Annotated in this window: 15 protein-coding genes; 8 read left to right on the forward strand and 7 right to left on the reverse strand. The window is 73.7% G+C overall.

Annotated features, from left to right (window positions below; translation table 11 throughout):
• Window position 1 precedes the first annotated feature (1 nt).
• Window positions 2-151, reverse strand: coding sequence for a hypothetical protein (locus FIP57_RS23175; RefSeq protein WP_162529732.1), 150 nt, complete (start codon window positions 149-151; stop codon window positions 2-4).
• Window positions 148-1,125, reverse strand: a complete 978-nt coding sequence (locus tag FIP57_RS09015; RefSeq protein ID WP_162529733.1) for an NAD-dependent epimerase/dehydratase family protein — start codon at window positions 1,123-1,125, stop codon at window positions 148-150. Before FIP57_RS09015 ends, FIP57_RS23175 begins: the two co-directional genes overlap by 4 nt.
• Before the next feature lie 57 nt (window positions 1,126-1,182).
• Here FIP57_RS09015 and FIP57_RS09020 point away from each other — a divergent pair, with 57 nt between their 5' ends.
• From FIP57_RS09020 to FIP57_RS09050, 7 genes are all read left to right on the forward strand, one after another.
• The gene (locus tag FIP57_RS09020) at window positions 1,183-1,998 is read left to right on the forward strand and encodes a M14 family metallopeptidase (RefSeq protein WP_162529734.1); all 816 of its coding nucleotides are present in this window, start codon (window positions 1,183-1,185) and stop codon (window positions 1,996-1,998) included.
• Between the two features lie 102 nt (window positions 1,999-2,100).
• Window positions 2,101-2,814 (forward strand): DUF3137 domain-containing protein, encoded by a 714-nt coding sequence (locus FIP57_RS09025; protein ID WP_148573206.1) that lies wholly within the window; start codon window positions 2,101-2,103, stop codon window positions 2,812-2,814.
• Window positions 2,811-3,374 carry a LemA family protein gene (locus FIP57_RS09030; protein WP_148573207.1) on the forward strand — a complete coding sequence of 188 codons (564 nt, stop codon included), beginning with the start codon at window positions 2,811-2,813 and terminating at the stop codon, window positions 3,372-3,374. The genes FIP57_RS09025 and FIP57_RS09030 overlap by 4 nt, the downstream gene beginning before the upstream one ends.
• A gap of 16 nt (window positions 3,375-3,390) precedes the next feature.
• Complete coding sequence (larB, locus tag FIP57_RS09035; RefSeq protein WP_148573208.1) at window positions 3,391-4,080, forward strand: nickel pincer cofactor biosynthesis protein LarB; 690 nt, start codon at window positions 3,391-3,393, stop codon at window positions 4,078-4,080.
• Complete coding sequence (gene larC, locus FIP57_RS09040) at window positions 4,077-5,240, forward strand: nickel pincer cofactor biosynthesis protein LarC (RefSeq protein ID WP_238993370.1); 1,164 nt, start codon at window positions 4,077-4,079, stop codon at window positions 5,238-5,240. Before larB ends, larC begins: the two co-directional genes overlap by 4 nt.
• Window positions 5,241-5,281: 41 nt before the next feature.
• On the forward strand, window positions 5,282-5,959 hold the full coding sequence (locus FIP57_RS09045) for a hypothetical protein (protein ID WP_148573209.1): 678 nt from the start codon (window positions 5,282-5,284) through the stop codon (window positions 5,957-5,959).
• Window positions 5,960-5,995: 36 nt separating this feature from the next.
• Window positions 5,996-7,225 carry an arginine deiminase gene (locus FIP57_RS09050; protein ID WP_148573210.1) on the forward strand — a complete coding sequence of 410 codons (1,230 nt, stop codon included), beginning with the start codon at window positions 5,996-5,998 and terminating at the stop codon, window positions 7,223-7,225.
• A 48-nt stretch (window positions 7,226-7,273) separates the two neighbouring features.
• Here the strand turns inward: FIP57_RS09050 and FIP57_RS23180 are convergent, their stop codons facing one another.
• From FIP57_RS23180 to FIP57_RS09075, 5 genes are all read right to left on the reverse strand, one after another.
• Window positions 7,274-7,978, reverse strand: coding sequence for a hypothetical protein (locus tag FIP57_RS23180; RefSeq protein WP_162529724.1), 705 nt, complete (start codon window positions 7,976-7,978; stop codon window positions 7,274-7,276).
• Between the two features lie 99 nt (window positions 7,979-8,077).
• Window positions 8,078-8,995 carry an ABC transporter substrate-binding protein gene (locus FIP57_RS09060; RefSeq protein ID WP_148573212.1) on the reverse strand — a complete coding sequence of 306 codons (918 nt, stop codon included), beginning with the start codon at window positions 8,993-8,995 and terminating at the stop codon, window positions 8,078-8,080.
• Window positions 8,992-9,756: an ABC transporter permease gene (locus FIP57_RS09065; RefSeq protein WP_148573213.1), complete on the reverse strand. Its 765-nt coding sequence runs from the start codon at window positions 9,754-9,756 to the stop codon at window positions 8,992-8,994. Before FIP57_RS09065 ends, FIP57_RS09060 begins: the two co-directional genes overlap by 4 nt.
• Window positions 9,753-10,421, reverse strand: a complete 669-nt coding sequence (locus FIP57_RS09070) for an ABC transporter permease (protein WP_148573214.1) — start codon at window positions 10,419-10,421, stop codon at window positions 9,753-9,755. The genes FIP57_RS09065 and FIP57_RS09070 overlap by 4 nt, the downstream gene beginning before the upstream one ends.
• Window positions 10,421-11,539, reverse strand: coding sequence for an ABC transporter ATP-binding protein (locus FIP57_RS09075; protein WP_148573215.1), 1,119 nt, complete (start codon window positions 11,537-11,539; stop codon window positions 10,421-10,423). Before FIP57_RS09075 ends, FIP57_RS09070 begins: the two co-directional genes overlap by 1 nt.
• 152 nt (window positions 11,540-11,691) lie before the next feature.
• Here FIP57_RS09075 and FIP57_RS09080 point away from each other — a divergent pair, with 152 nt between their 5' ends.
• The gene (locus tag FIP57_RS09080) at window positions 11,692-12,639 is read left to right on the forward strand and encodes an endonuclease/exonuclease/phosphatase family protein (RefSeq protein ID WP_148573216.1); all 948 of its coding nucleotides are present in this window, start codon (window positions 11,692-11,694) and stop codon (window positions 12,637-12,639) included.
• The last annotated feature ends 150 nt before the right edge of the window (window positions 12,640-12,789 follow it).

The raw sequence follows: 12,789 nt of genomic DNA on the forward strand, positions 1-12,789 counted from the left end.
CCTACAGCCGGCCGAGCGCGCGCAAGCCGGCCACCGTGTCGGCCAGCGTCTCCCCCGGGTCGCGGAAGGTGACGCCGAGCTCGCGCTCGACCGGCCCGTTGTCGGAGGGCGGCATCCGCGTGTAGTACTCCATCGCCGGCAGCACCTTCACGAAGCGGCTGGCCCGCTCAGCTCGCGCAGCTCCTCGATCCCCTCGTCGACGGTGACGACGGGGACGTACCCCAGCTCCCGCCGCGCCCGCGAGTCGTCGACCGTGACCTCCCGGCCGCCGAGCGCCACCGCCACGTAGGCGACGGGCGGCTCGCCCTTCGCCTGCAGGACCCGCCGGCCCTTCTCGAGCACGGTGGTCGTCGTCCGGGTCACCGGCAACGGCACGGAGCGGTCGGGCAGCGTCACGCCGTACGCCGCGGCACAGCGGGTGAGGAAGGAGCGGAGCTCGACCGGGGCGCCGTCGGTGAGGAAGTACGCCTGACCGCCGCGTCCCTTCTCCGCAGCCAGCACGATCCCCTCGCACAGGTTGCGGACGTGGCAGGTCGAGGTCAGGTGGTTGCCGCCGTTGACCCAGGCCCAGCGCCCCTGCTCGGCGGCGGCGAGGACCTGTGGCAGCAGCTCGGTGTCGCCCGGCCCCCAGACCAGCCGGGGGCGCACCGCGACCGTGACGAGCTCGCGGCTGTTGGAGGCGAGCACGACCTGCTCGGCCAGGGCGGTGGTCCGGGCGTGCTCCCCGGCGTGCTTGCGGGGGTACGCCGCGGTCTCGTCGACGTACCTCAGCGGCCGGCCGGAGGCCAGCACCGCCTCCGTGCTCACGTGCACGAGCCGACGTACCCCGGAGCGGTGGGCCGCGTCGAGCAGCGCCCGGGTCCCCGCGACCGGGTCCCGCTCGCGCCGCCCCGGCCGGCCCTGGTCGGAGGGTTCCATGGCGGCGTTCACGACGATCCCCACCCCGCGCAGCACCTCGTCGAGGTCGGGGAGGTCGGCGCGCACCGGGGTGGCGCCCAACGCGGTCACGGCGGCGGCCTCCTCGTCGGAGCCGGCCAGCGCGCGGACCTCGTGGCCGTCGGCGAGCAGCCGCAGGACGAGGTGGCGACCGACGAACCCAGCGCCGCCGGTCACGAAGTGCTTCACGCGCTCAATGTAGGGCGGCTCCGCTGTCCGTGGGTCCGGACGTGGTTCGGTGGACCGGTGACCCATGCGCCCACCTCCCGCCGACCGCGCACGATGCACGGTGCCGCTGTCCTCGCCGCGGCCTGCCTCGCCGTGCCGACCGCCGTCCTGTCCGCGCCCGCCGCGGCGGGCACGCCGGTCCATTCCCCTGTCGCTGCCCTCGACACCGCCGCGGCCTCCGACACCCGCGCTGTCGTGGAGAAGCGCCGGATCGGGCGGAGCGTCAAGGGCCGCGCCATCCGGGCGTTCCGGCTCGGCGACCCCGAAGCGAAGGTGAGGGCCGTCGTGCTCGGCTCGATGCACGGCGACGAGCGGGCCGGGATGCAGGTGGTCGACGCGCTGCGTCGCGGCCGCCCGGTCAAGGGGGTCGACCTCTGGGTCGTCCCGACGATGAACCCGGACGGGGTCGCACGCGGCACGCGCGGGAACGCCCGGGGCGTCGACCTCAACCGGAACTTCGGCCACCAGTGGGAGCGGCTGACCGGCCGCTACTACTCCGGTCCCCGGCGGTGGAGCGAGCCGGAGAGCCGGGCGATGCGCCGGTTCCTCTCCGACGTACGCCCGAGGTTCGTGGTCTCGTTCCACCAACCGCTGCGCGGGGTGGGGCGGAGCAGCACCGGCAAACCGTTCCAGCGGCGGCTGTCCCGCGGGCTCGGGCTGCCGATCAAGGCGTTCAACTGCACCGGCCACTGCAGCGGCACGATGACCTCCTGGTTCAACGCCCGGTTCGCCGGCACCGCGATCACCGTCGAGTTCGGCAGCAGCCCGAAGCGCGGCTACCTGCGCGGGAAGGCGACCCGCGGGACGCTGCGCGCGGTGCTGGGCCGGCGGTGAAGCGAGGGGTCACCCGTCCGGGCTCTTGACAGCGACCGACGCCCGGACGTGGGACCGGCCCAGGACTCTCCCGGACCGCGACGGTCCACCTAGGCTGCCCCGGTGGACACAACGACCGTGCTGCTCGTCGTCGGTGGCATCGCACTCGTCATCGCCGTCGCTGGCGTCGCCTGGTTCGTCGAGAAGAAGCGCCGCGAGGCCCTGGTAGGCCTGGCCGGCGCCAACGGCTGGACGATCGACGAACGCGACGACCGGTGGACGACGTCGTTCGAGGGCGCGCCGTTCAACATCGGCCACAACCGGCAGGCGAGGAACGTGATGACCGGCCGGCACGACGGCCGGCCCTTCGTCGGGTTCGACTACGTCTACTACACGACCGAGTGGGACACCGACTCCAACGGCCACCGCCGCAAGAAGGAGGTCTCGCACTGGTTCTCCGTGCTCGGCCTCGAGATCGGCGCCCAGGTCCCGCGGCTCGAGGTGACCCCCGAGGGGTTCTTCGGCCGGGCGATCGGCAAGCTGCTCAACAAGGACATCGAGCTGGAGTCCGAGGAGTTCAACCGCGCGTTCACGGTCTCCTCGCCGGACCGGAAGTTCGCCTACGACATGCTCCACCCGCGGCTGATGGAGTACCTCCTCACCGTCCGCGACGTCGCGTGGCGCACCTCCAACGGCTGGCTGCTCACCGTCAACAACGGCAAGCACGACGCGCACGAGATCATGCCGCGCGTGCAGGTGCTCGACACGATCCTCGACATGGTGCCGGACTACGTGCGCGAGCAGCACGGCATCGCGGGCACCCAGGAGCTCCGGTGATCGTCGCGCTCTCGGTCGTCGGCGGGGTCGTCGTCCTGGCCGGGCTCTTCGTCCTGGTCTCCTACAACCGGTTCGTGTCGCAGAACGTGCTCGTCGACGAGTCCTGGAGCCAGGTCGACGTCGAGCTGCAGCGCCGCCACGACCTGATCCCGAACCTGGTCAACACCGTGAAGGGGTACGCCGCGCACGAGGCCGGTGTCCTCGAGCGGGTCACCGCCGCCCGCAACGCCGCCGCGGCCCACAAGAGCGACACCCCCGGCGAACGGCGCCCGTTCGAGGAGGAGCTCGGCGGTGCGGTCCGCGGGCTCTTCGCGGTCGCCGAGGGCTACCCGGACCTCAAGGCCAGCGCGAACTTCCTGCAGCTGCAGAAGGAGCTGACCAACACCGAGGACCGGATCGCCGCCGGCCGGCGGTTCTACAACGGCAACGTGCGGGCGCTGAACACGCGGGTCCGCACCTTCCCCTCGAACGTGGTCGCGTCGATGTTCTCGTTCGGCACCAAGGAGTTCTTCGAGCTGAGCGACCCGGCGGCGGCGCAGACCCCGGTCGTCGAGCTCTGAGGGCCACACTGGTGCGGTGACCGACGACCGCGACCCGCGCACCGCAGACCTGGGCTTCGCACGGCTGGACCTCGAGCGTGAGGCGCGGACGGGCGACCCGGAGGTCGTCTACTCCGCCGGGAAGACGCCGGAACAAGTCGTCGAGTCGCTGCGTCGGCTCCACGAGGCGCACCCCACGCGGGCCGTGCTCGCGACCCGGCTCACCGACGAGGCCGCCGCGCTGGTGCGGACCTCGCTCCCCGACGCGGAGCTCGACCCGGTGGCCCGCTGCGCGACGCTCGGACCGCTGCCCACCCCGACCGGCCGCGTGGTGGTGGTGTCGGCGGGGACATCGGACGCCCCGGTGGCGGCGGAGGCGGCGCTCACCGCGCGGGTGCACGGGGCGGGCGCCGAGCTGGTGCAGGACGTCGGCGTCGCGGGGCTCCACCGGCTGCTCGCCGTACGCCCGACGCTCGAGGCGGCCGACTGCCTCGTCGTCGTCGCCGGGATGGAGGGCGCGCTGCCCAGCGTCGTCGGCGGGCTCGTCGGGGTGCCGCTCGTCGCGGTTCCGACGTCGGTCGGGTACGGAGCCTCGTTCGGCGGGCTCGCCGCACTGCTCGCGATGCTCAACTCCTGCGCGCCGGGGGTTACCGTGGTGAACATCGACAACGGCTACGGCGCCGGCGTCTTCGCGGCCCGGGTCGCGCGGCGGGCGGGCGGCTCGTGATCGGCTGGGTGGACGCGACCGCCGGGGCGTCGGGCGACATGCTGCTCGGCGCGCTGCTCGACGCCGGCGTGCCGCTCGAGGTCGTGCAGCGGGCGGTCGACGCGGCCGCGCCCGAGCCGGTGCGCCTCCACGTCGAGGAGGTCCGCCGGGCCGGGCTGGCCGCCCTCCGGTGCCACGTGGAGGCCGCGCCGTCCACGGCCCGGCGTACCCCCGCGGACGTGCGGGCGCTCCTCGACGGCGCCGACCTCCCCGAGCCGGTGCGCGCCTCCGCGCAGGCGGTCTTCGACCGGCTGGCCACCGCCGAGGCCGAGGTGCACGGGGTCGGGGTCGAGAAGGTGCACTTCCACGAGGTCGGCGCCCTCGACGCGGTCGCCGACGTGGTCGGGGTGTGCGCCGGGTTCCACCACCTCGGGCTCACCGCGCTGACCGTCTCCACGGTCGCCGTCGGCTCCGGCCGCACCGACTCCGAGCACGGCAGCCTCCCGGTCCCGGTCCCGGCGGTCGCCCGGCTGCTCCGCGGCGTGCCGTCGTACGCCGGACCCGCGACCGCGGAGGCGTGCACGCCGACCGGCGCGGCCCTGCTGGTGACCCTCGCCGACGGGTTCGGACCGCAGCCGCCGATGACCGTGGCCGCCGTCGGCTCCGGGGCCGGCGGTCGCGACCCCGGGTCGCACCCCAACGTGACCAGGCTGCTGGTCGGCGAGCCCGTGGGAGCGACTCCGGCCGCCGTCGTCGTGGAGACCAACGTCGACGACCTCGACCCGCGGCTCTGGCCCGACGTGCTGGCCGCGCTGCTCGCCGCGGGGGCGTCGGACGCGTGGCTCACCCCGATCCTGATGAAGAAGGGGCGCCCGGCCCACACCCTCTCGGTGCTCGTCGCTCCCGGCCGGCTGGCGGCCGTGCGCCGGGAGGTCTTCCGGCACACCTCGACGATCGGGGTGCGCGAGGTCGGCTACGCGAAGACCGCCCTCGACCGGGAGGTGCACCGCGTCGACGTGGACGGCCACCAGGTGCGGGTGAAGGTCGCGCGGCTCGACGGCGAGGTCGTCAACGTCCAGCCGGAGTACGACGACGTGGCCGCCGTGGCCCGCACGACCGGCCGCTCCGGCAAGGACGTCCTCGCCGACGCGTGTTCCCGCGCCCGGGCGCTCCGCCTGTGACAGGCTGCCGTCCGCCGACGACCGAGGGAGAGGGAACGACGATGCGCGCACCACGGACCACAGGGGCGGTGCTCGCCGCCGTTCTCGGCACGACCGGAGCAGCCACGCTGGCGCCCGCAGCCGCCGCGGGACCGGGGGTCTGCGACGGGGTCCGGGGGTGCAAGGTCGTCGCCCGGGTGGACGTCGACGGGGACGGCACCAAGGACGCCGTCGGGGTGGCCCGCCGCGGCGGGAAGGGTGCGCCCGAGGGGCGCGTGGTCGTCCGGGTGAGGACCGACCGAGGCATCCTGAAGGCGACCCGCACGACGTCGTACTGGTTCGGCGCGCCGTTCCACGGCACCAGCGACCTCGACGGCCGCGGCGGTCGCGAGGTGGTCGTCGGCGCGACGACCGGCGCGCACACCTCGTTCTACTGGGTCCTCACCGTGCGCAAGGGCGCGCTCGAGACGCTGCCGGCGCCGGCGTTCGGCAAGCAGTGGGCGGTCGACTCGGCGGCCATGGTGACGCTCGGCTGGCACCGCACCGCGGAGCAGCCTGCCGGACGCGTGCAGCTCCGGCAGGGCGAGCGGATCGGCAGCACGAAGCGGTTCGACGTGCGGCTGACGACGTACCGCTGGAAGGGCGGCTGGAAGGTCGTCGACCGCGACCGGAAGAGGGTCTCGGAGACCAAGGCCTGGAAGTGGGGCGGCTGGCACGTGCCGGGGCTCCCCCGCTGGTGACCGCCCCCTGCGGTGGCCGTGGTTAGGGTGGCGGCCATGACGGCTCCCGGGGTCAGCAGCGAGGTCGGCGCCCTGCGCACCGTGGTGCTCCACCGCCCCGGCCCCGAGCTGAAGCGGCTCACGCCGCGCAACAACGACCGGCTGCTCTTCGACGGCATCCCTTGGGTCAGCCGGGCGCAGGAGGAGCACGACGCGTTCGCCGAGGTGTTGCGGTCGCGCGGGGTCGAGGTCCTCTACCTCGTCGAGCTCCTGGTCGAGGCGCTGGCGTCGGAGGAGGCCCGCGCGCAGGCGATCGAGTCCGCGCTGGCCGACCTGCACCTCGGTGTCACGCTCCGCCGCCACCTGGCCGGCGAGCTGGCGACCTACAGCCCCGAGCGGCTCGCGCAGGTGCTCTGCGAGGGGATCCGCAACGACGAGGTCCGCGGCGGTCACGGGCTGGTGACCAGCCTGCTCGCGCACGACGACTTCCTCCTCGCACCGCTGCCGAACCTGCTCTTCACCCGTGACTCGAGCGCGTGGGTCCGCGACCACGTCGCGATCACCAGCCTCGCGATGCCGGCCCGTGAGCGGGAGACGCAGCTGACCGAGCTGATCTGGACCCGCCACCCCCGCTTCGCCGGCACCCCCACCGTGCACGGCTGGCGCCGCGAGCACGTCGAGGGCGGCGACGTGCTGCTGCTCGGCGACGGGGTCGTCGCGGTCGGCGTCGGGGAGCGCACCACCCCGGCCGGTGCGGAGCGGCTCGCCCGCCAGCTCTTCGGCGCCGGGCTCGTCGACACGCTGCTCGCGGTGCCGATCGCCCAGGAGCGGGCGACGATGCACCTCGACACGATCTGCACGATGGTCGACGTCGACAAGGTGCTGATGTACCCCAACATCGCCGACCACCTGACCGCCTACGCGGTCACCGTCGCCGACCGTCCGACCTCCGACCACCCCGACGGCGACGACGGGCTGGTCCTCGACGTCGCCCCGCCCGAGCCGTTCCTGGTGGCGGCCGCGAAGGCGATGGGGATCGACACCCTGCACCGCATCGACACCGGGCTCGACCCCGTCACCGCCGAACGTGAGCAGTGGGACGACGGCAACAACACGCTGGCGATCGCGCCGCGGGTGGCGATCGCCTACGAGCGGAACACCGAGACCAACGCCCGCCTCGAGGAGGCCGGCATCGAGGTCCTCGCGATCTCCGGATCCGAGCTCGGCTCCGGCCGCGGCGGGCCGAGGTGCATGTCCTGCCCCGTGGCGCGCGACCCGCTCGGCTAGCTCCTGGCGGTCGAGCTCACCCTCGGCCGGTCGAGCTCGTCGAGACACCTATCCCTGTCGCAGCCGGGCCAGCATCTCGGGGCCGATCTCGAGCCACACGTGCTCGGCCCGCGCCAGGAGCCGGCCGTCGGCGTCGAACAGGGCGCTGGCCGTGCGTACCTTCCGGCCCTCGCCGCCCACGTGCTGCCCCACCACGACGTACGACGTGCCGGGCTGCGGCGTCGACAGCACCTGCGCGGTCATCTCGCCGAGCACCAGCGGCCGCGCCTCGAGGTCGGTGGACCACGCGCTCGGGCAGTCGAGGGCGGCCCAGGTCAGCGACTCGTCGACAGCGCCGACCGGCTCCCACGTCGCCGCGACCTTCCCCGGGGCCACCCGCCCCGGGAAGAGCCGGAGCCCGTCCCCGACCTCGCGGTCCGGGCCGCAGACGAAGCAGGTCGGGAAGGGGTGGCCGGTGAGCCCGGCGTACGACGCCTCCGCCGCGCGGGCGGTCGCCACGGCCACCGGCTCGACCTCCGACCAGGTGACCTCCCCGGTGGCCGCGGTGGCGACCGGGCCGTCCGCGCCCCGGAGCCCGACCCCGCCGCCGGTCGGCACCACGTCGAGCGGCTCCTCGAGCGGCGGCGGGCGGAGCAGCCGGACGGTGACCGGGCCGGGGAGCCCGGACGCCGCGGCCAGCAGCCCCGCCGTGCAGCCGCCGTTGCCGGAGTGCGCGGGCCCGTTGAACCGGCGCCCGATCGTCAGCTGGGTCATGGGGCCAGCGTCGCAGAGAGCGGGGCGCCGGTCGGGACGGCCCCGCGCGCCACGAGGGGCGGCTCGACAACCCCCAGCGTCAGGCGAGACGTCCCACGGTCAGTCGAGGCCGGCCTCGGCGAGGAAGTCGGCCGCGACGTCGGCCGGGTCCTCCTTGTCGGTGACCACCCGGGCGAGGAGCTCGCCGAGCAGCTCGGTGTCGAGCGCGGCCGAGACCTCGTCGACCGTCGAGGTCACCTCGTCGGTGGCGACGTCGCTGCTGAGCAGCGGGACGATGTTCTGCGCGGCGAACAGCGACTCGGGGTCCTCCAGCGTCACCAGGTCGCCCTCGGCGAGCGCCGGGTCGGTGGTGAAGAGGTTGCCGGCGTCGACGCGCCCGTCGCGGAGCGCACCGAGCGTCTGCGGGCCACCGGCGTCGAGCTCGACGAAGTCGGCGAACTCGACCCCGTAGACCTCCTTGAGCCCGGGGACGCCGGTGAACCGGGTCTTCCACTCCGGAGGCCCACCGAGCTTGAGCTCGCCGGCCACGGGTGCGAGGTCGGCGATGGTCGTGAGGTCGTACTCCTCCGCGGTCTCCGAGGTGACGACGACGGCGTCCTTGTCCTCCGCCTCGGAGTACTCGGTCACCTCGAGCCCCTCGGGGAGCACCTCGAGGAGCTCGTCGTACACCTCCTGGGGCTCGGTGGCCTTCACGTTCTCGTCGAAGTAGAGCCGGAGGTTGCCGGTGTACTCCGGGATCATCTGGATGGAGCCGTCCTCGAGCGCGGGGATGTACGTCTCCCGGGACCCGATGTTCGGCCTCGTCTCGGCCTCGACGCCCGCCGCGTTCAACGCGCCGGCGTAGATCTCGGCGAGCAGCACGTTCTCGGGGAAGTTCGCCGAGCCGACCACGATCGTGCCGGTGTCGCCGCTCCCTCCGTCGCCGCCACTCTCCAACGGGTCGCTGTCGTCGCCGCAGCCGACGAGCGCCAGGGCGGTCGCCGCAGCGAGCGAGGGGAGGAGCATCAGGCGCTTCATCTGGTGGAGCCTTCCGTGAGGACCCCCACGTCCCGAGGGTCTGAAGAGGCGGCGGTCTCGCCCGCCGCGGTCCTGCGGCCAGTCTTGCCGGTCAGCCCCGGCGAGACCACGAGGCGCTGCAGCGTGGCGGCCAGGAGGTCGAGGAGGAGCGCGAGCGCGGCGACGAGCACGGCCCCTCCGGCCATCTGGGCGTAGTCGCGGACCGCGAGCCCGTCGATCAGGTACCGGCCCAGGCCACCCAGCCCGACCGTCGCGGCCAGCGTCGCGGTCGCCACCACCTGGAGCACCGCGGAGCGGAGCCCCGAGAAGACCAGCGGCAGCGCGCACGGCAGCTCGACGCGGAGCAGGACGTCGCGGCCCTGCATGCCCATGCCCCGCGCCGCGTCGCGGGCAGCGGGGTCCACCGCCTCGACGCCGGCGTACGCACCGGCGAGCACCGGAGGCATCGCGAGCACGACGAGGACGACCTGGACCGGCACGTGCACGCCGAGCTCCCCCGGGATCTTCGGGCCGAGGATCATCAGCGAGGCGAAGAGCAGCCCCAGGCTCGGGACCGCCCGCAGGATCCCGACCAGGTTGACCGCGAGGAACCGCCCGCGCCCGGTGTGGCCCACCCACAGCCCGGCGGGGACGGCGAGCACCGCCGCGATGCCGACCGCGATCAGCGAGTAGGCGACGTGCTGCCAGACCCGCAGCGGGATCCCCTCGCCGCCCTGCCAGTGGGCGCCGTCGAGGAGCCAGTCGAGGACGTCGCGGGTCACGACGGCGCCTCCGACCCGGAGCGGGCGGCGGCCGGTGTCCGGTGCCACGGCGTCAGCACCCGGGCCAGCGCCACGATCGCGAGGTCGAACAGGAGCGCGAGCAGCGCCGAGGCCACGAGCCCCGCGACGATCGGGTCGAGGAAGTCCCGGTAGAAGCCGTCGGTGAACAGCACGCCGAGCTGCGGCACCCCGATCAGCGCCGCGACGCTCACGATGCTGACGTTGCTCACCGCAGCCACCCGGAGCCCGGCCGCGATCACCGGGACCGCCATCGGGAGCTCGACGGTGAGCAGCCGCCGCACCGGACCGAGCCCCATGGCGGTCGCCGCCGCGACCACGTCGTCCGGCACCGCCCCGAGCGCGTCGGCGACGGTCCGGGTCAGCAGCGCGACCGTGTAGATCGTCATCGCCGCGATCACGTTCTCCTCGTCGAGGATCCGGGTGCCGAGCACCAGCGGCATGAGGATGAACAGCGCGAGCGACGGGATCGTGTAGAGCAGCCCGGTGCCCGCGACGATCGGCGTGTAGAGCCAGCTCCGGCGCCGCGCCAGCCACCCCAGGGGTACGGCGACCGCCAGCCCGAGGAGCAGCGGGAGCCCGGCCAGCCACGCGTGCTGGACGGTGTAGCCGCCGATGTCGTCGAGGTGGCCCAGGATCCAGTCCATCAGCGCTCCACCGGCTCCGGGGGCTCGACCGGGTCGGTCCGCGGCACGCCGTCGAGGGCGGCGACGACGGCCGACGCGGTGACCGTGCCGAGGAGCAGCCCGTCGTCGTCCACCAACACCCCGCGGCCGCTGGGCGAGGAGAGGGCGGCGTCGAGGATCGCGCGGAGCGACCCGTCGAGCCGGGCCACCGTGCCTCCGCGGTGGAGCCGGTCGGTGGTCACCGGGGCGTCGATCGCCCGGGGCTCCACCCAGCCGACGGGGCGTCCGGCGTCGACCACGAGGACCCAGTCGGCGGTCACCCGGCGTACCTCCTCGGGTGCGGCGCCGAGCGGCACCGTCGGCTCCTCGCGCGGCTCGAGCGGCGGTGCCGGCCGGAACGCGAGGCCGCGGTAGCCGCGGTCGCGGCCCACGAACTCGGCGACGAAGTCGTCGGCGGGGTCGGCGAGCAGCCGGCCGGGGGCGTCGAGCTGCGCGAGCCTGCCGCCGACCCGGAGCACCGCCACCTGGTCACCGAGCTTCACCGCCTCGTCGATGTCGTGGGTGACGAACAGGATCGTCTTGCCGAGCTCGGCCTGGAGCCGGAGGAACTCGTCCTGGAGCTGTTCGCGGACCACCGGGTCGACGGCGCTGAACGGCTCGTCCATCAGCATCACCGGCGGGTCGGCGGCGAGCGCCCGTGCGACCCCGACCCGCTGCTGCTGGCCCCCGGAGAGCTGGTGGGGGTAGCGGCGCGCAAGCTCGGCGGGCAGCCCGACCCGCTCGAGCAGCTCCATGCTGCGGTCGCGCGCCTTGCGCCGGTCCCAGCCGAGCAGCCTCGGGACCGTGGCCACGTTGTCGACGACGGTGCGGTGCGGGAAGAGCCCGGCGTGCTGGATGACGTAGCCGATCCCTCGCCGCAGCCGGGCCGGGTCCATCGTCGCGGTGTCCTCGCCGTCGATGGTGATCCGGCCGGCGGTCGGCTCGATCATCCGGTTGACCATCCGCAGCGACGTGGTCTTGCCGCACCCGGACGGCCCGACCAGCACCGTGATGGCCCCGGTGGGCGCATTCAGCGAAAGCCCACCCACGGCGGTGGTGCCGTCGGCATACTCCTTGGTCACGCCCTCGAAGCGGATCACGCGTGGAAGCCAACCACACGGCTCCAGCCCTGCGTGCCCGCATAACACACCGCTGGTCCAGACCGGCGTCGACACGCCGGAGAAACCTTCAGAAACCCGCTCGCGCCGCCGACAACAAGAGTGTCACTGCCCCCCACCGCCCCGAAGGACCCATGCGCATCCCCAAGGCGTTCCGCAGCCTCGCCCTCACGTTCGTCGCGACCACGGCCCTCAGCACGGGGCTGACCACGGTCGCCACCCAGCTGCCCGCGAACGCGGCGGGCTCCCCCTCGGACCTGGTGACCGCCGTCCAGGCCAAGAAGCCGAAGAAGAAGCGCACGACGGTCGTCAAGGACCTCAGCTTCAACGTCGCGTCCTTCAACATCCTCGGCTCCAACCACACCGACGGGAAGAAGAAGAAGCGCTCCCGCTACGCCAGCGGCGTGACCCGCGCCCGGTGGGCGGTCGACCTGCTGAAGACGCACAAGACCAGCGTCGTCGGCTTCTCCGAGATCCAGCCCGACCAGCTCCGCACGGTCCTGGCGTACGGCGGGGGGAAGTACACCTCCTACCCGAGCCCGGACGCCCCGAAGAAGGCCGTGCCGACCGCCATCGTGTGGAAGAAGCGGTGGTGGACCCTGGTCTCCACCCACGAGCTCGTCGTGCCGTTCCTCGGCCAGAAGCGCCCCCAGGCGGCCATCGTGCTCCAGCACAAGACGACCGGCCAGAAGGTCGGCTTCGTCAACGTGCACCTCACGCCGGTCCGCAAGCGGGACAAGAGCTTCGGCGAGAAGGAGCGCAACATCGGCACCAACCGGATGATCAAGCAGGCCCAGGCGTTCGCCTCGACCGGCATCCCGGTGTTCCTCACCGGTGACATGAACGAGCGCGAAGAGGTCTTCTGCGACGTCACCACGCGGACCGACATGGTCGCCGCGGCGGGTGGCACCAACGACGGCAACAGCTGCCAGCCGCCGAAGAACATCGGGCTCGACTGGATCTTCACCACGCCGCAGGTGCTGCTCTCGCAGTTCCGGTTCCAGGCCGACCCGCTGGTCAAGAAGATCACCGACCACCGGGTGCCGATGGTCCGGGCGACGATCCCGGCCGCGGGGAGCTGAGCTCCGAGGACCCGGGCGACCACAGCAGGACAGCCCCGACCGCCTGAGCGGTCGGGGCTGTTCCGTGTCCTGGGGCGCGGCGCCGAACGGCCGTCGCCACGGTCGTGACAGCAGGGAAAGACAATGCCCGGCCGCTGCTGACGGGGGATA

The sequence above is a fragment of the Nocardioides caldifontis genome, assembly GCF_008087345.1.
GTDB lineage: Bacteria > Actinomycetota > Actinomycetes > Propionibacteriales > Nocardioidaceae > Marmoricola_A > Marmoricola_A caldifontis.